Genomic DNA, 20,110 nt, shown 5'->3' with positions numbered 1-20,110 from the left:
CGGGAGGGACACGGCCCCTCCCGCGCCGTTTCCGCTTCGCGGCCAACCCCGCCAGGCTTTTGGCCAGGCCTATAACGGCCGCAGCACCTGCCGGTGCACCGACTCCGCGACCCGCAGCAGAGCCGCGCGGTCGAGCCCTTCGGCGGAGACCGCATAGCCGAAGCCCCGGTCCACCCACCAGAAGGCGGAGGCCCCGCGCACGGGGTCGTCGGTATAGCGGAACTCCGGCCCGCCGCCGCCGCGGTCGGCGCGCAGGTAGACCGTCAGGCGATGGTGCTCCGCATCCTCGTACATCAGCTGCGCGGCGGGGTCGCCGCCGGCGCCGGGAAGCAGGCGCCCGCCCATCAGACGATAGCCGACGGGGGCGAGGTCCGGCACGGAGACCGACCGGCCCAGCCGGTTGGAGAGCCAACGGACGAGCTGCGTGTCCTGCTCGGCTGCGACCTCGACGGGGCGGCGCAGGTCGGCCGCGAAGACGTGATGCGCGGCCAGCGCCTCGGCGACCATGGGGCGCGTGGTGGTCGTCCCTGGGGGCGGCTCGATCAGCGCGGAGCGGCCGGCCCAGCCCGCCACGCCGCCCAGCGCGAGCCAGGCGCAGACGGCGGCGATGCGGCGAAAGCGGTCCAGCCGGGAACGGCGCTGCGCGGCCAGCAGGTTGGCGACGCGCAGCCGCGCGGGAATGGGCTCGTCATGGATGGGGCGGAGCGCGGCCCGCAGCGCCTCGCGATCCAGGGCCATCGCGCGCAGCCGCGCGGCGGTGTCGGGGTTGGCGTCGAGCCAGGCGGCGACCTCGGCGCGGCGGTCGGGCGGCAGGGCGCCGTCCAGCCAGGCCTGCAGGTCGTCGTCACCGATGGGCAGGGGGTTGCTCACTTCACCCTCCTCAGGGTCGGGCGGCCGGGCGCCTCTTCGCCCTCCAGCAGGCGGCGCAGGCGCTGGCGGCCGCGCGCGAGGCGCGACATCACCGTGCCGAGCGGGGCGTTGGTGAGGCGGCCCGCCTCGGCATAGGAGAAATCCTCCACGCCGACGAGGAGGAGCACGGTGCGCTGCTCCTCCGGCAGCCGCGCGAGCGCGGACAGCGCGTCGCGCCAGAGGGCGCGCTCCTCGGGGTCGGCGCTGGGATCGGGCAGGGGCAGGTCGTTCTCGTCCAGGTGGATCTCGCCGCGGCGCTGGCTGCGGCGGCGGCCGTCGATGAAGAGGTTGTGCAGGATCGCGAAGAGCCAGGGGCGCGGGCTCACCTCGCGCCGGCGCAGGTGCCAGCGCGAGATGGCACGCTCCAGCGCGTCCTGCACGAGGTCGTCGGCGGCGGCGGAATCGTGCAGCAGCGCATGGGCGAAGCGGCGCAGCGCCGGGATGTGCGGCTCGATGAGCGCGGCCATCTCGGCGTCGCGGCTCATCCGCGGGTCCCGCCCAGAGTGGGATATTCCCGGGTGGGGTATTCCGGGCCGCCGGCGCGCAGCGCGGCGAGGCGGGCGCGCATGGCCAGGACCTCCGTGGTCTGGCCGGCCAGGATTTCCTCGGCGAATTGCCGCGTGAGCGGGTCGCGCCCATGCAGCAGCACGAGCCGCGCCATCTCGATCGCGCCCTCGTGGTGCGGGACCATCATGGCGAGGAAATCCTGGTCGGGCTTCCCGCTGGGCGGGGCGGCGTGCATGCCGGCCATCATGCGCTCCATGGCGGCGTCCATGTCACGCGCGAAGGCGTCTTGCGGCTGCGCGTCATGCGCGTGATGCGAATGGCTCATCCCGTCACGCTCCTCGCGCCGGGGCGGACGAAGACGAGGTTGATGCCCTTCTTGTTGCGCAGCCGTCCGGAGGGCAGCACGAGGTCGCCCAGCGCGATGCGTTCCAGGAAGCGGGGCCGGAAGGGATCGGCGACGTCGAGCACGGTGCAGAGCGTCTGGCCCTCGCCGGGCGTGCCGGGCAGCTCGTCCTGCTCGTGGGTGACGAAGAGCCGCGTGCCGGCAGGGTCGAGCCAGAGGCCATGCGCCTCGCGCCCGCCGGTCGCGACCTCGGCGACGACGCGGCGCTGCCCTGATGGCGCGGAACGGTCGATGATCGCGAGCTTCGAGGAAGCGCTGCCGCCCGGCCCCGCGCCGTCGTCGACGCGGGCGAGGCTGGCATAGACGGCACGGCCGTTCGCGTTCTCCACGAACTCCACATGGTTGGGGCGGGCCATATTGCCGAGCGGGATGGTCTCGGCGATCGCCCGGCCGTCGGCCGGCAGCACCGAGAGCGCGTCGGCCAGCTTGTGGCTGATCCAGAACTCGCCTCCCTCGGGGCTCAGCTTGAGGAAGGGGCTGAAGCCGAAGCGGTCGCGCTCGCGGATGTCGAGGCGGGCGACGCGGCGCGCGGAGCTGTGGCCCTCGGCGTCGTAGGTCACGTCCAGCAGGTCGATGAGCGGCGACTTCTGGCTGATCACCGCGGCACGGCGTCCGTCGGCCGAGAACCAGGCATGCGCGGGGCCGGGCAGCGTGTCCACGAAGCCCAGGAGGGCGTGGCCGGGCCTGCCGCCGGCGCTCTCCTCCTTCGCGCGCTGCACGTCGAGCACGGCGATGCGGTCCTCGCCGCGCACCGTCACCCAGATCTCCTTGCCGTTGCGCGTGAAGGTGGGCTCGTGCGGCTCGCGGCCCACGAAGATGCCGCTGGTGATGCGCTCGCGCGTGGTCTGCGGCGAGGCCATGGGGTTGTCGCGATTGCCCAGGATCCGCCGCGTGCGCGTGTCGATGAGATAGAGGTTGCTGGAGCCCCGGCCGGTGGTGGCGACCAGCGTGGAATCCGGGTTGGGCACCGCGCCGTGGATGGAGATGCCGCCATGGTAGAGCGGCTTCTGGATCATCGCGCCATGCGTCGGGATGACGCCGCCGGTGACGAGGCGGAAGGGCGGGCGCGCATCCTCGTCGAAGGAGGTGAGGTTCACCGTGGTCTCGACGGCGAGGCCGACGGGATCGACGACGACGAGGGTGTTGCTGTCCTCGCAGCAGATCCAGACGCCGTCGCCGGCGCGTGCCGCAGGCACGTCGCCCTCGGCGCGCGCGGGCAGGCTCTGCGCGAAGGCGGGCGTGGCGGCGAGGGCGCCGGCCGCGGCCAGCGCGGCGCGGCGGGTGATGTCGATGTCCATGCGGCGGGGATCCTGTCGTGGGTATTTCACGACATGGACGAAGCCGGACTCCGGATTATTCCCGCGCGCCGCGAAGAATCAGGCCGCCAGGGCCTCCGCCTCGGCGCTCTGGCGCAGCGCCGGCAGCACGTCGCGGCCGAGGCGCTCGATCGCCGCCAGCACCTTCGGCGCCGGCAGGCCGGAGAAGCCGCAATACATGCTGATATGCGAGGGCCGCAGCACCTTCACATCGTGCGAGAGGATGCGCGTCACCTTCTCCACGCTGCCGATGGGCGTGTTCTCCAGCAGCCACTCGATCGTCGGCTCGCCCTCGAAGGGCACGGAGTGCATGCGCACGCCGTCGCGCGGCGGCACGGGGACGCGCAGCGAGAGGGTGGTGCGCGCGAGCTTCAGCACGCCCTCGGCGGCGCGGCGCTGCTCGGCGGGGTCGTCGGTGACGAAGATGTAGCGCTGCAGGCCGAGGGGCATGTCGCGGCCGGTGAAGCCGCCGGCGCGGTAGCCCTCCTCGGCCTTGGCCTTCAGCGGAAGCGCCATCTCGGCGGTGCGGACGCCCTGGCTGACCAGGAGCGTGGCGCCGGTGCGGCCCGCGCGCTCCAGCAGGCTGCCGCTGGCGCCGGCGAGGTAGATCGGCGGCAGGCCGGGCGCGATGCAGATGGGCGAATCGGGGTAGCTGTAGTGCTGGCCCTGGTGGTTCACGCGGCCGGTGGTGAGGCCCTCGACCAGGATGTCCCACTCCTCGTGCATCGCCTCGGCGCGCGCGGCGTGGTCGATGCCGTAGCTGTTGAACTCGTGGAACTGGTGGCCCGTGGCGATGCCGAGGTTGAGGCGGCCGCCGGCGGCGAGCTGGGCGAAGCCGATCTCCTGCACGGCGCGCAGCGGGTTGTGCAGCGGCAGCACGACCACGCCGGTGCCGAGGCGGATGCGCTTCGTGAGGCCGGCGCAATGCGCGACCATCAGCAGCGGGTTGGGGCAGATCGAGGCGCTGGTGAAGTGGTGCTCGGCGAACCAGGTGGCGTCGAAGCCCACCTTTTCCGCGAGTTGGACGGCGGCGGCCGTCATCTCGAAGACCGAGGCCGGCGTCTCGCCCTCATGGTTCAGCGACATCAGGTTGAAGAGCGCCAGTTCCATCGCGGTCAAAGCTCCAGGCCGGTTTCGCGGCGCAGCATAGCAGGGTGTTTCCATCCCGTGTCCGTCGGGACTGGGCCTAGCGGTTATGCCTCGCGCAGCAGGTCGGCCATGCCGGCCATGGCGGCTTCGAGCCTTTGGAGGGCCACGCGCGCCTGCTCGGGCGCGACGGCCTCGAAGCGCAGGACGGTGCCCGGGACGGACTGGCCGAGGCGATGCAGGTCGGCGGTGACGACGGTGCAGATCTTGGGGTAGCCGCCGGAGGTGTGGCGATCGGGCAGCAGGGCGATGGGCTGGCCGCTTCCGGGGACCTGGAGGACGCCCGTGGCCAGCCCGTCCGTGGCGATCTCCGGGCGGCCGATATGAGTCAGCTTCGGGCCGGCGAGGCGCAGGCCCATGCGGTCGGCATCCGATGTGACGGTGAAGTCCGCGGTCAGAAGGGCGTCGATCGCCTCCTCGGTGAAGTGGTCGTCCTGCGGGCCGAGGATGACGCGCAGCGGGCGGTCGCGCTCGGCGGGGACGGGGTGGGGCAGGCGCCGCTCGCGGCGGGAGGTGGCGGCGGGCTGCACGAGCGGCAGCCGGTCGTCGGGCTGGAGCCGGCCGCCGTGCAGACCGCCGAAGCCGGCGCGCGTGTAGGTGGAGAGGCTGCCGAGCACGGGCGCGATGGCGAAGCCGCCCTCGACGGCGAGGTAGCAGGCGCCGCCCGCGATGCGGCCGATGCGAAGGACCTCGCCGCGATGCAGAAGGAAGCTTTCCAGCATCGGGTGCGAGGCCTGGGCGCCGGCGAGGGCGACGCGCACGGATTCCGCCTCGGCCTCGATGGCGCAGCCGACGCGGCACATCTCCAGCGCGGCCGTATCGGGCGGATTGCCGAGGACGAGGTTCGCCGTGCGCAGCGAGATCGGGTCCAGCGCGCCCGAGGGCGGCACGCCGAGCCGCTGGTATCCGGCGCGGCCGAGATCCTGGACGGTGGTGAAGAGCCCGCCCTCCACGATACGGATCGCGGCGCTCATGCGCGGCAGAGCGCCACGGGATCGGCGCCGGCGCGGAGGCGGTCGGCGAGCGCGCCGAACTCCGCCGGCGGCACGGCGCGGAAGGCGACCTCGTCGCCCGTCGCGATCAGCGAGGGGCGTTCCAGCCGCGTGGGATCGAAGAGCGGCACGGGCGTGCGGCCGATGAGGTTCCAGCCGCCGGGCACCGCCTGCGGATAGATCGCGGTGAACTCGTTCGCGACGCCGAGCGAGCCCGCCGGTACGGCGATTCGCGGCGTGGTCCGTCGCGGCGCGGCGAGGCGCGGATCGAGGCCGGCGAGGTAGGGATAGCCGGGGTAGCCGCCGACCATGGCCGCGCGGTAGCGGCCGGCCGCGTGGACCGCGACGACCTCCGCCTGCGTCAGGCCGAGGCGCGCGGCGAGGTCCGCGATATCAGGCGCGTATTCGCCCTCGTAGCAGATGGGCAGGATCCAGCGCGCGCCCTCGGCCTCGGTGTCCGTCGTGGGCGGCAGCCCGCGCAGGAGCGCCGTCAGCCGGCGCAGGCTGAGGCGTCGGGGGTCGTAGTGGATGGTCAGGGAGCGCAGCGTGGCCACCCGCTCCACGATGCCGTCCGTGCCTTCGAGCTGCCGGTCCAGGCTGCGCGCGCGGGCGGCGGCCTCGGGCGAGTAGGAGGCGCCGAACTCGACGGTGAGGGCGGCGTCGCCGACGGGCAGGAGCCGGGGCTCGGAGAAGGACATCGCGTCAGCTTGCACCGGCGTCATGGACGGGCAAAAGCCCCCCGCGTCGTAGACGCGCCGGGACTCGCGCGCCATCATCGCCGCCATGGTGGCGATCTCCCTCAACGCCGATCTCGGCGAAAGCTTCGGGCCCTGGAAGATGGGCGACGACGCGGCGCTGCTGCCGCTCATCAACTCCGCGAGCCTGGCCTGCGGCTATCACGCGGGCGATCCGGAGATCATGGCGGAGACGGTGCGGCTGGCGCTCGCTGCCGGCTGCAGCATCGGCGCGCATCCGGGATTCCCGGACCTCCAGGGCTTCGGGCGGCGGGCGCTGAAGATGTCGGCGCGCGAGGTGGAGGCCATCACCGCCTACCAGGTCGGCGCCCTGGCCGGCACGGCGGCGCTGCATGGCGGCAAGGTCACGCATGTGAAGCCGCATGGCATGCTGAACACCCTCGCCAGCGCCGATGCGGATCTCGCCCGGGCGATCGCGCGCGCGGCGCGGGCGGTGGACCGCGGGATGATCCTGGTGGTGCTGCCGGGCACCGAGCTCGAGAAGGCCGGGCGCGCGGAGGGGCTGCCCTGCGCGCTGGAGGGCTATGCGGACCGGCTCTACGAGCCTGATGGGCGCCTCGCCAGCCGCGCCCTGCCGGATGCCGTGCACCACGACATCGCCGTGATCCGCGAGCAGGCGCTGCGCATGGTGCTGGAGCGCGAGGTGATCGCCCGCGGCGGCGTGCGGCTGAAGCTGGACGTGCAGACCCTCTGCCTGCATGGCGACGAGCCCAGCGCCGTCGAGGCGGCGCGGCAGGTGCGCGCCGGCCTGCTGGAGGGCGGCGCGGCGTTGAAGCCGCTGCCGCAGATGATCTCCGGCTAGCGCCGCGGCCGCCGGGGCTCCCTTGCAGAAACGATGGTGCAAGGCCTGCCCGATATGCCAGCATCCCTCCATTGGAGAAGGACGCGGCCGCGCCATGACGACCAACGGATTTGCACTCCTCACCACCATCATCCTGATGTTCCCCATGCTGTACTTCCTCGTGGCGTCGCCGACCTTCCTGCTGAGGCCGCTGAGCGACCCGATCGTCACCTGGCTGCTGCGGGGACTCTTCAACTTCCATTTCCTGGCCGTGAGCGTGACCTGCGGCATTGCGGTGATGGCCTTCCTCCTGGCCAGCCGGCCGCTGGTCGCCATCGGGATCGGCGTCGTCGCGATCCTCGCGATCGGCGCGCGGCGCTGGTTCCTGTCGAGGATGGACGCGGAGCTCGATGTCCGGGATGCCGGCGACGTCACGGCGGTGCGCCGCCTGCGCCGCCTTCACTACGCGGGCATGGCCTACAATGCGGTCCAGTTCTTCGTGATCGTGGCCAGCGTGTCCCGGATCTTCCCCGCAGGGGCGTGATCCCGTTCTCGTGAGGGATTGACCGTCGGCGCCCTCGCGCGATACCCGTGAGGGGCATGGTCCTGATGCGCCTTCATGGAATCGCCCGGCGGATGCTTCCCGTCCTGATGGCGCTCCTGCTCCTCGGGGCGGCGCCGCACGCGCATGCCTTCGAGGGCCATGGCGTCGAGGCCTCCATGCAATCGGTCCAGGATGGCCACGACCAGGGTGACAAGGCCACGCCCTGTGGCGTGCATTGCGCCATGTGCCATCCCGCTTCGCTGCCGCCGATGGATTTCGTGGCGGCGGCGCCGGTCTCGGCCATCCGCATCGACCTGGCCGGTCCGGACACATTCCGCCTCGGCCGTGCCGGCGACACGCCGCAAAGACCTCCCAGGCTGATCGCGATCGTCTGAACGCGGCCAACCGGCCGCGTGCATCCGCATCGCGTCTCGCCGGAAGGCCCGTTCCATGTTCCATCGCGTCCTGCGCCGTGCCGTCCTGGCCTGCGCGCTCATCGTCTCTGCGCCCGCTCTCGCCCATGAGGGGCATGACGAGGCGCCCGCCGCCTCCGCGCCCGCCCGGCCGCGCATCGCCGTGCATTCGGAGCTCTACGAACTCGTCGCCGTCAGGGAATCGGCCGACCATCTCCGCCTCTGGCTCGACCGCTTCGACGGCAACGCCCCCGTCACCGACGCCCGCATCGAGGCGACGCTGGGCGACGCCAGCATCCCCGCCGAGCCGCAGCCGGACGGCACCTACCTCCTGCATTCGGACCGCCTCGCGGCGACCGGCACGCCCTTCGAGCTGATCTTCGCCATCACCGGCGCCATCGGCGACGACCTGCTGATCGGCACGCTGCCGGCCCTGCCGCCGCCGGATCCGCATGCCGGCCCGCATGACGACCCCTGGCAGGCCGCGGTGGAATGGGCCGCGCACCGGCCCTGGTTCCCGATCGGCGGCGGCGTGGTGGGCGGCTTCGTGCTGGCCATGCTGCTGCGCCCGCGTCGCCGCCGCGTCGCCGTCGCGCTGCTGCTCGCCCTGGCCGCGGCGCCCGCCCAGGCCCATGAGGGCCACGACCACGCCGCCGAGCCCGCCTCCTCCGGCGCCGTCGACACGCCGCAGCGCCTGCCGGACGGCACCGTCTTCTTGCCCAAGGTCAGCCAGCGGCTGCTGGAGCTGCGCACCGTCACCCTGCGTGAGGAGGAGGCGCGCCGCGCCGTCACGCTCGTCGGCCGCGTCGTCGCCGATCCCAACCGCGGCGGCCTCGCGCAGAGCATCGCCGGCGGGCGCGTGACGCCGCCCGAGGGCGGGCTGCCGCGCCTGGGCCAGCAGGTCCGGCGCGGCGACGTGCTGGCGCTGGTGGAGGCGCCGCTGCCCATCGCCGACCGCACCACCATCGCCGAGCGCTCGGGCGAGATCGACCAGCTTATCGCGGGTGCCGAGGCGCGGCTGAACCGCGCGCGCTCGCTGGTCGCGAGCGGCGCCGGCACGCGCGTGCAGGTCATCGACACCGAGATCGAGCTCGACGGCCTGCGCCGCCGCCGCGCGCTGATCGGCGCGAACCGCATCGAGCCCGAGGCCATCCGCGCGCCGGCGGACGGGATCATCGCCGTGGCGCGCGTCGTGGCGGGGCAGGTGGTGCAGGCGCAGGACATCCTGTTCCAGATCCTCGATCCCGGCGGGCTCTGGGTGGAGGCGCTGGTCTATGGGCCGGATGCCGCGCGGCTGGAGGTGCAGGACGCCACCGCCGCGGTGGGCGACGGGGCGCCCATGCGGCTGACGCTGCAGGGCTTCGGCCAGGTGCTGCAGCAGCAGGCGACGCTGGTGCAGTTCCGCATCGAGGACGCGCCGGCGGGCCTGTCGCTCGGGCAGCCGGTGCGCGTGGTGGCGCGGCTCGCGGAGAACCTGCGCGGGCTGATTTTGCCGCGCGCCGCCGTGGTGCGCGCGGCCAATGGCGAGAGCGTCGTCTGGCGCCATGTGGAGCCCGAGACCTTTTCCGCCGCCGCCGTGCGCATCGAGCCGATCGACGCCGCGCGCGTGCTGGTCGCGGCCGGGCTGTCGCCGGGCGAGCGCGTGGTGGTGCAGGGCGCCGGCCTCGTGAACCAGATCCGCTGATGTTCGCCATCCTCGTCTCCGCGAGCCTGCGCAACCGCCTGCTCGTCCTCGCCGCCGCGATCGTCCTGATGGCCTATGGCAGCTTCGTGCTGCCCAAGGTGCCGGTGGACGTCTTCCCCGACCTCAACCGCCCGACCGTCACGCTGCTGACCGAAGCCGAAGGTCTCGCCCCCGAGGAGGTGGAGCGCCTCGTCTCCTTCCCCATCGAGACCGCGATGAACGGCATGCCCGGCGTGGCGCGCGTGCGCTCCGTGTCCGCCGTTGCGCTCTCCATCGTCTATGTGGAGTTCGAGTGGTCGGCGGAGCTCTACCGCAGCCGCCAGCTCGTCGCCGAACGGCTGGGCCTGGTGCGCGCCGGCCTGCCCACGGGGCTGAACCCGGTGATGGGGCCGGTCAGCTCCATCATGGGCGAGATCATGCTCGTCGCCATCACCGCGCGCGGCGCCACGCCGATGGAGGTGCGCGAGGCCGCGGACTTCGCCATCCGCCCGCGGCTGCTGGCGATTCCGGGCGTGGCGCAGGTCATCCCGATCGGCGGCGAGGTGCGGCAGTACCGCGTGACGCCCGATCCCGCGGCGATGCAGGCGCTGGACGTGAGCTCCTCGCAGATCGAGGCGGCGGTGTCGCGCTTCGGCGCCAATACCGGCGGCGGCTTCGTGGACCAGCAGGGGCGGGAGTACCTGATCCGCAACCTCGGCGTCACGCGGCGGCTCGAGGATCTGCGTGACACGCCGGTGGCGCTGCGGGTGGGGCAGGCTGCGCCGATCCTGCTGCACCAGGTGGCGGCGGTGGAATTCGCCGCGCGTCCCCGGCGCGGCGATGCCGGCTTTATGGGCGGGCCGGCGGTCATCGTCGGCGTGCAGAAGCAGCCGGGGGCGGACACCATCACGGTGACGCAAGCCGTCGAGGAGGCGCTGGCCGAGATCCAGCGCGGGCTGCCGGCTGGCATGGAGGCGACGCGCGTGCAGTTCCGCCAGGCGGACTTCATCGCGACCTCCATCCGCAACGTGGAGCGCGTGCTGCTGGAGGCGGCGCTGGTCGTGACGGTGGTGCTGATCCTCTTCCTGCTGGACATCAGGGCGACGGTGATCTCGCTGGTGGCCATCCCGGTCTCGGTGCTGGCGACGGTGGTGGTCTTCCACCTCGCGGGGCTGACCATCAACACCATGACGCTGGGCGGCATCGCCATCGCCATCGGCGAGCTGGTGGACGACGCCGTCGTGGACGTGGAGAACATCCTGCGCCGGCTGCGGGAGAATGCGGCGCTGCCGGAGCCACGTCCTATCCTCTCCGTCGTCGCCATGGCGAGCCAGGAGGTGCGCTCGGGCATCGTCTACGCGACGGTCATCGTGGTGCTGGTCTTCGTGCCGCTCTTCGCGCTGCCGGGGATCGAGGGGCGGCTCTTCGCGCCGCTGGGCGTGGCCTACATCGTGGCAATCCTGGCGAGCCTCGTCGTCTCGGTCACGCTGACGCCGGTGCTGGCCTACTGGCTGCTGGGCCATCGCAAATCCGCGCATCGCCGGGACAGCTTCGTGCTGCGGACGATGAAGCGGCTGAACCGCGCGGTCGTGCTGCGGGGCATGGCGGCGCCGCGGGTCGTCCATGGCGCCGTGCTGCTGATGTTCGGCGTCGCGGCCTGGGGTGCGTGGAACCTGCCCCGCGCCTTCCTGCCGTCCTTCAACGAGGGGACGGCGCTGGTCACGCTCTCCTTCCGTCCGGGCATCTCGCTGCCGGAATCGAGCCGGCTCGGCGCGCTCGCCGAAGGGCTGGTGGCGGAGGTGCCGGAGGTGATCTCCGTGGGCCGCCGCACCGGCCGCGCGGAGCTCGACGAGCATGCCGAGGGCGTGCATGTCAGCGAGCTCGACGTGGCGCTGCGGCGCTCCGCGCGCGGCCGCGAGGCGGTGCTGGCGGACATCCGCACGCGGCTGGCGCCGCTGCCGGCGCAGCTGAACCTGGGGCAGCCCATCCAGCACCGGCTGGACCACATGCTCTCGGGCGTGCGGGCCGAGATCGCGCTGAAGCTGTTCGGCCCGGATTTCGACACGCTCGGCACGCTGGCCGAGGGGTTGCGGACGCGCTTCGCCGGCATCCCCGGCCTGGTCGACCTCCAGGTGGAGCGGCAGGTGCGCATCCCGCAGCTGCGCGTGCTGCCGGACTACGCGCAGGCCTCGCTCTACGGCATCACGCCGGCCGCGCTGAACACGGCGCTGGAGGGCCTGTCCAATGGCCGCATCGTCTCGCAGATCGTGGACGGTGTCAGGCGCTTCGACGTGGTGGTGCGCCTCGCCGACCGCGACCGCACGACCGAGGGGCTGGGCGATCTGCTTGTGGCCACGCCGGGCGGCTTCATCCCGCTGCGCCTCATCGCCGCGGTCGAGGAGGTGGACGGCCCCAACCAGGTCCTGCGCGAGGGCGGCCAGCGCCGCATCGTCGTCTCCGGCAACACGGACGGTATCAGGGATGCCGCCTCCATCGTGCGCGACATGCGCGCGGCGCTGGCGGCCGCGCCGCTGCCCGAGGGCTATTCCGTCGTGATCGAAGGCAATGCCCAGGCGCAGCAGGAGGCGGCGCGGACCATCGGGCTGCTGTCGCTGGCCTCGCTGGCGCTGGTCTTCGTGGTGCTGCTCTCGCGCTACCGCTCGGCGGCGCTGGCGCTGATCGTCATGGGCAACATCCCGCTGGCGCTGACGGGCAGCGTGGCGGCGCTGTGGCTCTTCGGCCTGCCGCTCTCGGTGGCGTCCATGGTGGGCTTCATCACGCTGGCCGGCATCAGCGCGCGCAACGGCATCCTGAAGGTGAGCCACACGCTGAACCTCGCGCTCTTCGAAGGTGAGCGCTGGGGCCGCCGCCTCATCCTGCGCGGCAGCGAGGAGCGCGTGGCGCCGGTGCTGATGACGGCGCTCTCGGCCGGCCTCGCGCTGACCCCGCTGCTCTTCGGCGCGGGCGAGCCGGGACGCGAGATCCTGCACCCCGTGGCGGTCACGATCTTCGGCGGGCTGATCAGCGCGACGATCCTGGATGCGGTGCTCACACCGCTGCTCATCCGGCGCTTCGGGCGCCGGGCCCTGGCACGGCTGGAAGCGGACCACGCGGACCGGCCGGCGCACGAAGCGGCCTCGGCCGCCTATTGATGGAGAAGACCATGAACCTCACACGGCGCTCGCTGTTCGCTGCCTCCCTGCTGCCCGTTCCGGAGTTGGCGCTCGCCCAGGCGCCGCGCGGCCCGAATGGCGGCCTGGTCGCCACCGAGCACGGCCACAGCTACGAGCTCGTGATCTCGGGCGCGGCGGCGCAGGTGTTCCTGATGGACGGGAACCGGCCGATGCGCAGCCAGGGCGCCAGCGGGCGTCTGGTGGTGCAGTCGGGCGGGCAGACGGTGAACGTTCCGCTGCAGGCCGCGGCGCCGAACCGCCTCACCGGCAGCGTGCCGGCGCCGCTGGCTTCCGGCACGCGCATCGTCTTCACGGGGCAGCTGGCGGACGGCCACCGGCTGCAGGGCCGCTTCGTGATCGAGTAGCCGCGGGGCCGTCCGCGCCGGGCGGGATGGAACCTGGCGCGGACGGCCGCCGGGCTCTCAGCCCTCCTCGTCCTCGAAGAGCCAGAGCGAGCCGCTGGGCTGGCCGGGGCCGCCATGGTCGGTCATGCCCAGGAAGGCGGGGATGCGGCGCTTCTGCGCGTCGGTGAGCGAGGCGACGAAGGGCCGCGCCGCGTTCACGAACTTCCGCAGCTCGCGGCCGCGGGCCTCCTCGCCGTCGGCGATCGCGCCGAGCACGTCGAGGAAGCTCGCCGGCACCACGGCCTGGCGCTGGTTGCGGCGGGCGATGGCGCCCTGCGAGATCTCGCGGATCGCGGCCTCGACCGGCGCCCAGAGGGCCTCCTGTGCCGGCGTCAGCTCGGCGACGGTGCGCAGCGCGGCCAGCCGGGCGTTCAGCACGGCGCGGCCGTCGGCCTCGGTCCATTCGGGGATCGCCGGCGCGGTGGCGGGCGCCGGCTGGGCCTGGGAGGTGAGGGGCGCGGCCAGCAGGGCCGTCGCGACCAGGATCGGGGCGAGGAGCTTCATCGGGGATGTTCCGCTCTGGAGGATCGGGAGGGGGAAGGCGCGCCGGGTCATTTCCAGCCGCCGCCGGGCAGGCGCCCGTGATAGGGCGTGTCGCGGCAATGGCCCCAGGGGCCATGCCAGAAGCCGGGCGGGCAGCCGTTGCCGCCGTAATAGGCGGGCGGCGGCGGGTAGTAGGCCGGAGGCGCATAGTAGCCGCCCCCCCAGCCGCCGCGGCAGCCGCCCCAGGGCCCGCGCCAGCGGCCGGGACCGCAGCCCTCGGCGATCTGGACCGCCGGGGATTCGGGCACGAGCGCGGACGGGGCCGCGTTGGCGGTCAGGGCGGTGGCGGGCGTCGCTGCCAGCGCGAGATGGGCCGCACCGGCGGCCAGGACACAAAGCAGGTTCCGCATGAGAACCTCCAGTTCGACGAGCCGGCACCCCCGGCGCGGCTGGAGGCGCCCAATGCGTCTCCAGGACGGTGCGGTGTCTAGACGTCCGCGGGAAGGCCGGCGTCACCAGTTCTGGTCATGCCGCGCGGAAATCATGCCGGGCTACAGGATCGGTGCGACCACGCTGCGTGTGCCGATGGCGCCGATCACGGCTTCGACGCCATAGGCGCGGCGCAGGCTGTCTTCCGTGATGAGGGCGGCGGGCGGCAGCGGACCTTCGGCGGCGCCATGGGCGAGCAGCAGCGCGGAATCGGCCAGCATCAGCGCGTGGTCGGGCTGGTGGGTGGTCATCAGCACGGCGAGCCCGTCGCGCTTCGCCAGCGCGCGGATCTCGCGCAGCACCAGCGCCTGGTTGCCGAAGTCGAGCGCGGCGGTGGGCTCGTCGAGGATGAGGGCGCGCGCCTCCTGCGCCAGCGCGCGGGCGACCAGGACGAGCTGCCGCTCGCCGCCCGAGAGCTCCGTCACGGGACGGTCGGCGAGGTGGGCGATGGAGAGGCGGGCGAGCGCGGCCTCGGCGGCCTCGCGGTCGGCCCGGCCGGGGGCGGCGAAGAGCGGCAGGCGCGCGGCGCGGCCCATGGCGACGACCTCGCGCGCCGGATAGGCGAAGCCGCCGAAGCTGGCCTGCGGGACATAGGCGAGACGGCGCGCGACCTCGCGGCGCGGCCAGGAAGAGAGCGGCCGTTCGTCCAGGATCACCTCGCCGCCCAGCGGCGGCAGCAGGCCGAGCAGGGTGCGCAGCAGGGTCGTCTTGCCGCCGCCGTTGGGGCCGAGGAGGCAGAGGATCTCGCCGGGTCGCAGGGCGAGGCTCAGCCCGGACAGCAGCGGCTTGCCATGGCCGATGGCGAGGCCGCGCGCCTCAAGCATGGCGCCCTCGCGCCAGCAGCCAGAGGAAGAGCGGCGTGCCCAGCAGCGCCGTCAGGATGCCGAGCGGCAGCTCCGTCCGGCCGAGGTTGCGCGCCAGCGTGTCCACGAGCAGCAGGAAGGCGGCGCCGAGCAGCATCGAGAGCGGGATCAGCCGCCGCAGGTCCGGCCCGCCGACGAGACGCGCGATGTGCGGCACGACCAGCCCTACCCAGCCGACCGAGCCGGCCAGCGCGGTGACGGAGGCGGTGGCCAGCGTGGCGCCCGCGACGGCTGCGCCGCGCAGGGCCGTGGTGTTGGCGCCGAGGGCGCGGGCCTCGTCCTCGCCGAGCGTCAGCAGGTTCAGGCGCCAGCGCAACAGGGTGAGGATCGCGAGGCCTGCCACTGCCGGGATGGCTGCCGCGACGAGATCGCCGCGCGTGACGCCGGAGAGCGAGCCGAGCAGCCAGAAGGTGATGGCGGGCAGCTGGTTGTAGGGATCGGCCAACACCTTCAGCAGCGAGATGCCCGCGCCCACCAGCGAGCCCAGCGCGATGCCGGCCAGGACGAGCAGAAGGGTCGGGTCGCCGCGGCCGCGCACCAGCGCCGCGAGGCCCGCGACGCCGGCCACGGCGGCGATGCCGCAGGCGAAGGCGAGGCCCTGGATCGCCGCGACGGGCAGGCCGAAGAAGATGCCGAGCACGGCGCCGAGCGAGGCGCCGGCGGAGACGCCGAGCAGGTCGGGCGAGGCCAGGGGATTGCGGAACATCCCCTGGAAGGCCGCGCCGGCGCCGGAGAGGGCGGCGCCGACCAGGATCGCGGCCAGCACGCGCGGCGCGCGCACGTTCCAGAAGACGATGGCGGCCGGGCCTTCCTCGCGCCCCGTCAGCACGGCCCAGAGCTGGGCCGGCGCGATGGGGAAGCGGCCGAAAGAGAGGGCCAGCAGGATCGCCACGAGCAACGCGCCGAGCGCGAGCGTCCAGGCGACGGTTCCGCGCATCTTACTGATCGGAGATGCAAGAACCTGAGGTTCTTGCCGGGGGTTGGCCGCGAAGCGGAGACAACGAGGGGCGGAGCCCCTCAAGGCTGCGCTCAGCCACGCGCGGGAAGTGCGGGGCGCAGCAGCGCCTCGATCTGCGCGGGCTCGGGGCGGCGATGGTAGAAAAGCGCGTGGAAGTCGCTCACGCGCTGCGCCAGTCCCTCGGCCGCTGCGAGGCCGAAGAGCACGGGCAGCCAGATCAACCCGATCAGCCGGTTCACCGAGGGCGGGATGTCGAGCCAGCCGAAGGGCTGTCCGGGGCCCACCACGATCCGGCCCTCGCGTACGGCAGCCAGCGTGCTCCACACCGGATCCTGCCGGGCGGAGGCGACGAAGGACGCCTGGGTCGCGATGATCCAGTCGGGGTTCCAGGCGGCCACCTGCTCGAGGCTGATCTGGGTGATGCCGCCGGAGCCGAGCGCCCGGCCGGCCACGTTCTCGGCGCCGGCGAATTCGATGATCTCGGTGTTGATGGAGCCGGCGAGGCCCGTCTCCAGCCCACGCGGCCCGCGGACGTGGAGGACACGCGGGCGGCCGCGGGAGGCGAGCGCGGCGGCATGCGTCTGCGCCTCCGCGAGGATGGCCTCGGCGGCCCTGGCGCGCTCCTCGCCGTCCCCGCGGCGGCCGAGGATGTCGCCCAACAGGCGGTAGGTCTCGGGGATCTTCGTCAGCGCGCCGTCGAGCAGCAGCGTCGGCACGCCGGTCTGCTGCTGCACGCGGTTGGCGAGGCTGACATAGGTGCCGGTGACGCTGCCGTAGTCGAGCACGAGGTCCGGCCGGTTGCGCAGCATGGCCTCGATGTTGGCGCTGTTGTCGCGGCCGGTGAGGCGGCCGATCTCGGGGAGGCGCGCGGCCTCGTCGAGCAGGAAGGCGGCGTCGGCGGGGGTGGGCACGCGGCCGGGCCAGCCGGCCATGAGGTCGGGCGCGAGGGTGTAGAGCAGCACGGAAGCGGGAGGGCCGGCGGGGAAGACGCGGGCGATGCGCTCGCCCAGCTCCGCCGTGCGGCCCGCCGCGTCGCGCACCTCGCGCGCGGCGGCGGGGGACGCCAGCAGCGAGGCCAGCAACGCCCGGCGGAACATCAGCCGACGCCGATCATCACGTCGGAGGCCTTCACGATGGCGGTGGCCGGCATGCCCTCCTTGAGGCCGAGCTCGTCGACCGCCTCGTTGGTGATGGAGGCGGTGATGACCTCGCCGCCGGCGAGCCTGAGCTTCACATGCGAGGTCGTGGCGCCCTTGGTGACGGCGAGCACGGTGCCGGCGATCTGGTTGCGGGCGGAGATCCTCATCGTGGCGTCCCTGAAGGGTTATGGCCGGCCGAAGATAGCGAATCTCCGGCCCGGACGCCACGCATTGCAGGTCAGCGCATGCGTTCGAGCACCTGGTCCACGAAGGTCATGGTGCTGCCCAGGTAGTTCTCCGGGTTGCACATGGCCGCGACCTGCGCCGGCTCCAGCCGCGAGGCGATCTCCGGGAACTGCTGCAGTGCCTGGGCCAGGGGGATGCCCTGGGCGATCGCGACGTCGCAGGCGTTGTTCACGATGTGGTGCGCCTCGCCGCGGCCCAGCACGGGGGCCAGCTCCATCATCACCTGCTCCGAGGCGATGAGCCCGCCCGTGGCGGCCAGGTTCTTCAGCATGCGGGCGGGGTCCACCACCAGGCCCTCGGCCAGGAAGCGGGCCTGCACCAGCGCGCCATGGGTGAGGTTGAAGGCCTGGCCGATGGCCAGCAGCTCCGCCTGCCAGGGGCCGGTGCCGCGCTCCAGATCCTGCGCCATGGCGGCGAGCACCTGCGGCACCAGCGCGTGCACGCCGCGCGACTGGGCGATGATGTACTCGCAGGAGATGGGGTTGCGCTTCTGCGGCATGGTGGAGCTGCCGCCGCGGCCGAAGACATGGGGCTCGTTCACCTCGGCGACCTCGGTCTGCATGAGGAGCATCACGTCGGTCGCGACCTTCGAGAGCGAGCCGCAGACGAGGCCGAGGAAGTTGATCGCCTCGCCGATGCCGTCGCGCGCGACGTGCCAGGGGATGTCCGGGCAGGCGAGGCCGAGCTCCCGGGCGAGCTCGCGCTGCACGGCGATGCCCTGGCTGCCCAGCGAGGCCAGCGTGCCGGCCGCGCCGCCGAATTCCAGCCGCTCCACGCGCGGGCGGAGCTGGTCCAGCCGCTCGACCATGGTGATGAGCGGCGAGAGCCAGACCGCGACCTTGTAGCCGAAGGTCACGGGCAGGGCGTGCTGGAGATGCGTGCGCCCGGCCATGATGGTGCCGCGGTGGCGCTTCGCGAGCGCGGCCAGCGCGCCGTTCAGCTCCAGCAGCTCGCCGCGGATGAGCGCGAAGCCCTGCCGCATCTGCAGCACCACGGCGGTGTCCATCACGTCCTGCGTGGTGGCGCCCCAATGCGTCCAGCGGCCGGCATCGGGGCCGGAGGCGGCGGTGAGCTGCTTCACCAGCCCCACGACGGGATAGCCGGTGTTGCGCGTGGCCTCGGCCAGCGCCGCGAAGTCGAGCCGGTCGACCGAGGCGGCCTCGGTGATGGCGCCGGCGGCGGCCGGCGGCACGATGCCGAGCTTGGACTGCGCCCGGGCCAGCGCGGCCTCGAAGTCGAGCATGCGCTGGAGGAAGGCGCGCTCGCCCATGGCGGCGCGCATGGCATCGGTGCCGTAGAGCGCGCCCATCACGGGCGAGTCGGCGGGATTCACGGGCATGGCTCAGATATCCAGGAAGACGGTTTCCGCCCCGCCCTGCAGCCTTATGTCGAGCTGCCAGGTTCCGGGGATGACCGGGGTTGCGATCATGGTGCAGCGCCGCTCGGGGGGCACGAGCGAGAGGAGCGGGTCGCTCTCGTTCAGGGGCTCGTCGGCGAAGTAGAGGCGCGTGGTGAGGTGCTGGAGCAGGCCGCGCGCGAAGATCGCGATCTGCACGTGCGGCGCCTGCAGGGTGTTCCCGCGGCCGGGAACGGGACCGGGCTTGAGGGTGGTGAAGCGGAAGCTGCCCTCGGCGTCGGTGGCGCAGCGGCCGAAGCCCTGGAAGGCGCCGTCGTAGCGGCCCTGGGGATCGGCGTGCCAGATCTCGATCATGGCGTCGGTGACCAGTGCGCCGTCGCCGTCGGTCACGGTGCCCTGGAGGGTGATGCGCTCGCCCTGCGCGCCGGCATTGGGGCCGTCCGCGCGGAGGAGGTCGGCCCACTCCGGAAAGTCGATGAGATGCCAGTAGGGGCCGGCGGTCTGGTGCGCGGTGCTCATGCGTGGTCCCCATGGCCGTCTTCGAAGGGGGTTGCCGAGGGGCCGCGGAGCGTGATGTCGAAGCGGTAGCCGAGCGCGAATTCGGGCTGGGTGACGTCCAGGTCGAAATTCGCGACGAGGCGGTTGCGCGCCTCCTCGTCGGCGGTGGCGAGGAAGATGGGGTCCAGCGCCAGCAGGGGATCGCCGGGAAAATACATCTGGGTGATGAGCCGCTGCGCGAAGCCCTGGCCGAAGAGGCTGAAATGGATGTGCACGGGACGCCAGGCATTGTGGTGGTTGCGCCAGGGATAGGCGCCGGGGCGGATGGTCGTGAAGCGGTACCAGCCCTCGTCGTCGGTGAAGACGCGCGCCTGGCCGGAAAAGTGCGGATCGAGCGGCGCGTCGTGCTGGTCGCGGATGTGGTGATAGCGGCCGGCGGCATTGGCCTGCCAGACCTCGACCATGCTGCCCCGCAGCGGCGTGCCGCGCTCGTCGAGCACGCGGCCGGCGACGATGATGCGTTCGCCCATCGCGGCGTGGCCTTCGACCACGGACATGTCGGTGTGGGAGGGCAGGGCGAAGCGGGGGGAGGTGGCCTCGGTCAGGGTGAAGGGGGCGCGGATGGGCTGCTGTCTGGGCGCTCGTCGGTGGGTGCTGCCGTAGGAGGGGCTGTCGAGCGGCGGCTGGGTGCCGGGGGCGGCGCGACCATAGGGGATCGGATCGGACATGCGCGCCACTCTAAGGGGTTCAGGGGAGTGTCATCAAACCGCGTGATCCGGTTGCCAAGTCACGCCTCCGGGACAATGTTGCACCTGCTCAGGGGATGTCTCCTGGGCAAGCGTTCTCAGGGCGGGGCGAAACTCCCCACCGGCGGTGATGGCGAGCGATCGCCTCAGCCCGCGAGCGCCCGTTTCCCCTCGGGAGGACGGGGTCAGCAGATCCGGTGCGATCCCGGAGCCGACGGTCACAGTCCGGATGGAAGAGAGCGCGATGTCGTTGCCGGCCCGATCGCGCTTGCGGTTGGATTGGTAAGGACTCGTGCGCCCTGATTCAGGTCTCAACCCGAAGAGG

Annotated in this window: 22 protein-coding genes and 1 riboswitch; of the genes, 6 read left to right on the top strand and 16 right to left on the bottom strand. The window is 72.9% G+C overall.

Annotated elements, in window-relative coordinates:
* Positions 1-69: 69 nt before the first annotated feature.
* The 7 genes from AC1ROY_RS07380 to pxpB all read right to left on the bottom strand — a co-directional run bounded on the left by AC1ROY_RS07380 (position 70) and on the right by pxpB (position 6,058).
* Positions 70-870 carry an anti-sigma factor family protein gene (locus tag AC1ROY_RS07380; protein ID WP_493148018.1) on the bottom strand — a complete coding sequence of 267 codons (801 nt, stop codon included), beginning with the start codon at positions 868-870 and terminating at the stop codon, positions 70-72.
* Positions 867-1,394, bottom strand: a complete 528-nt coding sequence (locus AC1ROY_RS07375; RefSeq protein WP_493148015.1) for an RNA polymerase sigma factor — start codon at positions 1,392-1,394, stop codon at positions 867-869. Before AC1ROY_RS07375 ends, AC1ROY_RS07380 begins: the two co-directional genes overlap by 4 nt.
* The gene (locus AC1ROY_RS07370) at positions 1,391-1,741 is read right to left on the bottom strand and encodes a DUF305 domain-containing protein (protein WP_493148014.1); all 351 of its coding nucleotides are present in this window, start codon (positions 1,739-1,741) and stop codon (positions 1,391-1,393) included. The genes AC1ROY_RS07375 and AC1ROY_RS07370 overlap by 4 nt, the downstream gene beginning before the upstream one ends.
* Positions 1,738-3,117 carry a YncE family protein gene (locus AC1ROY_RS07365; protein ID WP_493148012.1) on the bottom strand — a complete coding sequence of 460 codons (1,380 nt, stop codon included), beginning with the start codon at positions 3,115-3,117 and terminating at the stop codon, positions 1,738-1,740. Before AC1ROY_RS07365 ends, AC1ROY_RS07370 begins: the two co-directional genes overlap by 4 nt.
* Before the next feature lie 78 nt (positions 3,118-3,195).
* Complete coding sequence (locus AC1ROY_RS07360) at positions 3,196-4,245, bottom strand: LLM class flavin-dependent oxidoreductase (protein ID WP_493148011.1); 1,050 nt, start codon at positions 4,243-4,245, stop codon at positions 3,196-3,198.
* A gap of 83 nt (positions 4,246-4,328) precedes the next feature.
* Positions 4,329-5,255: a 5-oxoprolinase subunit C family protein gene (locus AC1ROY_RS07355; protein WP_493148009.1), complete on the bottom strand. Its 927-nt coding sequence runs from the start codon at positions 5,253-5,255 to the stop codon at positions 4,329-4,331.
* A complete protein-coding gene (gene pxpB, locus AC1ROY_RS07350) occupies positions 5,252-6,058 on the bottom strand; it encodes a 5-oxoprolinase subunit PxpB (protein WP_493148008.1) in 807 nt (268 codons plus the stop codon). The genes AC1ROY_RS07355 and pxpB overlap by 4 nt, the downstream gene beginning before the upstream one ends.
* Here pxpB and AC1ROY_RS07345 point away from each other — a divergent pair.
* From AC1ROY_RS07345 to AC1ROY_RS07320, 6 genes are all read left to right on the top strand, one after another.
* Positions 6,057-6,830 (top strand): LamB/YcsF family protein, encoded by a 774-nt coding sequence (locus AC1ROY_RS07345; RefSeq protein WP_493148007.1) that lies wholly within the window; start codon positions 6,057-6,059, stop codon positions 6,828-6,830. The two genes, pxpB and AC1ROY_RS07345, sit on opposite strands and share 2 nt — an antisense overlap.
* A 94-nt stretch (positions 6,831-6,924) precedes the next feature.
* Complete coding sequence (locus AC1ROY_RS07340; RefSeq protein WP_493148006.1) at positions 6,925-7,353, top strand: hypothetical protein; 429 nt, start codon at positions 6,925-6,927, stop codon at positions 7,351-7,353.
* 107 nt (positions 7,354-7,460) lie between these two features.
* Positions 7,461-7,748 (top strand): hypothetical protein, encoded by a 288-nt coding sequence (locus AC1ROY_RS07335; protein ID WP_493148004.1) that lies wholly within the window; start codon positions 7,461-7,463, stop codon positions 7,746-7,748.
* 55 nt (positions 7,749-7,803) lie between these two features.
* Positions 7,804-9,450, top strand: coding sequence for an efflux RND transporter periplasmic adaptor subunit (locus AC1ROY_RS07330; RefSeq protein WP_493148002.1), 1,647 nt, complete (start codon positions 7,804-7,806; stop codon positions 9,448-9,450).
* Positions 9,450-12,581, top strand: coding sequence for an efflux RND transporter permease subunit (locus AC1ROY_RS07325; RefSeq protein WP_493148001.1), 3,132 nt, complete (start codon positions 9,450-9,452; stop codon positions 12,579-12,581). The genes AC1ROY_RS07330 and AC1ROY_RS07325 overlap by 1 nt, the downstream gene beginning before the upstream one ends.
* Before the next feature lie 11 nt (positions 12,582-12,592).
* A complete protein-coding gene (locus AC1ROY_RS07320; RefSeq protein ID WP_493148000.1) occupies positions 12,593-12,967 on the top strand; it encodes a hypothetical protein in 375 nt (124 codons plus the stop codon).
* Positions 12,968-13,024: 57 nt separating this feature from the next.
* On the opposite strand, the gene AC1ROY_RS07315 is transcribed toward AC1ROY_RS07320, so the two are convergent.
* From AC1ROY_RS07315 to pcaH, 9 genes are all read right to left on the bottom strand, one after another.
* On the bottom strand, positions 13,025-13,510 hold the full coding sequence (locus AC1ROY_RS07315) for a hypothetical protein (protein WP_493147998.1): 486 nt from the start codon (positions 13,508-13,510) through the stop codon (positions 13,025-13,027).
* A 47-nt stretch (positions 13,511-13,557) separates the two neighbouring features.
* On the bottom strand, positions 13,558-13,899 hold the full coding sequence (locus AC1ROY_RS07310) for a GCG_CRPN prefix-to-repeats domain-containing protein (RefSeq protein ID WP_493147997.1): 342 nt from the start codon (positions 13,897-13,899) through the stop codon (positions 13,558-13,560).
* Between the two features lie 141 nt (positions 13,900-14,040).
* A complete protein-coding gene (locus AC1ROY_RS07305; protein ID WP_493147995.1) occupies positions 14,041-14,802 on the bottom strand; it encodes an ABC transporter ATP-binding protein in 762 nt (253 codons plus the stop codon).
* Positions 14,795-15,778: a FecCD family ABC transporter permease gene (locus AC1ROY_RS07300; RefSeq protein WP_493147993.1), complete on the bottom strand. Its 984-nt coding sequence runs from the start codon at positions 15,776-15,778 to the stop codon at positions 14,795-14,797. Before AC1ROY_RS07300 ends, AC1ROY_RS07305 begins: the two co-directional genes overlap by 8 nt.
* A gap of 92 nt (positions 15,779-15,870) precedes the next feature.
* Positions 15,871-16,896, bottom strand: a complete 1,026-nt coding sequence (locus AC1ROY_RS07295) for an ABC transporter substrate-binding protein (protein ID WP_493147991.1) — start codon at positions 16,894-16,896, stop codon at positions 15,871-15,873.
* Positions 16,896-17,105: a TOBE domain-containing protein gene (locus AC1ROY_RS07290; protein WP_493147990.1), complete on the bottom strand. Its 210-nt coding sequence runs from the start codon at positions 17,103-17,105 to the stop codon at positions 16,896-16,898. Before AC1ROY_RS07290 ends, AC1ROY_RS07295 begins: the two co-directional genes overlap by 1 nt.
* 71 nt (positions 17,106-17,176) lie before the next feature.
* Positions 17,177-18,523, bottom strand: coding sequence for a 3-carboxy-cis,cis-muconate cycloisomerase (gene pcaB, locus AC1ROY_RS07285; protein WP_493147988.1), 1,347 nt, complete (start codon positions 18,521-18,523; stop codon positions 17,177-17,179).
* A 3-nt stretch (positions 18,524-18,526) separates the two neighbouring features.
* Positions 18,527-19,060, bottom strand: a complete 534-nt coding sequence (pcaG, locus tag AC1ROY_RS07280) for a protocatechuate 3,4-dioxygenase subunit alpha (protein WP_493147987.1) — start codon at positions 19,058-19,060, stop codon at positions 18,527-18,529.
* Complete coding sequence (pcaH, locus tag AC1ROY_RS07275; protein ID WP_493147985.1) at positions 19,057-19,767, bottom strand: protocatechuate 3,4-dioxygenase subunit beta; 711 nt, start codon at positions 19,765-19,767, stop codon at positions 19,057-19,059. The genes pcaG and pcaH overlap by 4 nt, the downstream gene beginning before the upstream one ends.
* 108 nt (positions 19,768-19,875) lie before the next feature.
* A riboswitch (FMN riboswitch) is annotated at positions 19,876-20,030 on the top strand.
* The last annotated feature ends 80 nt before the right edge of the window (positions 20,031-20,110 follow it).

This window comes from Roseococcus sp. GW821-FHT12F05, assembly GCF_058806835.1.
This window is presented reverse-complemented; position numbering and strand designations above follow the sequence as displayed.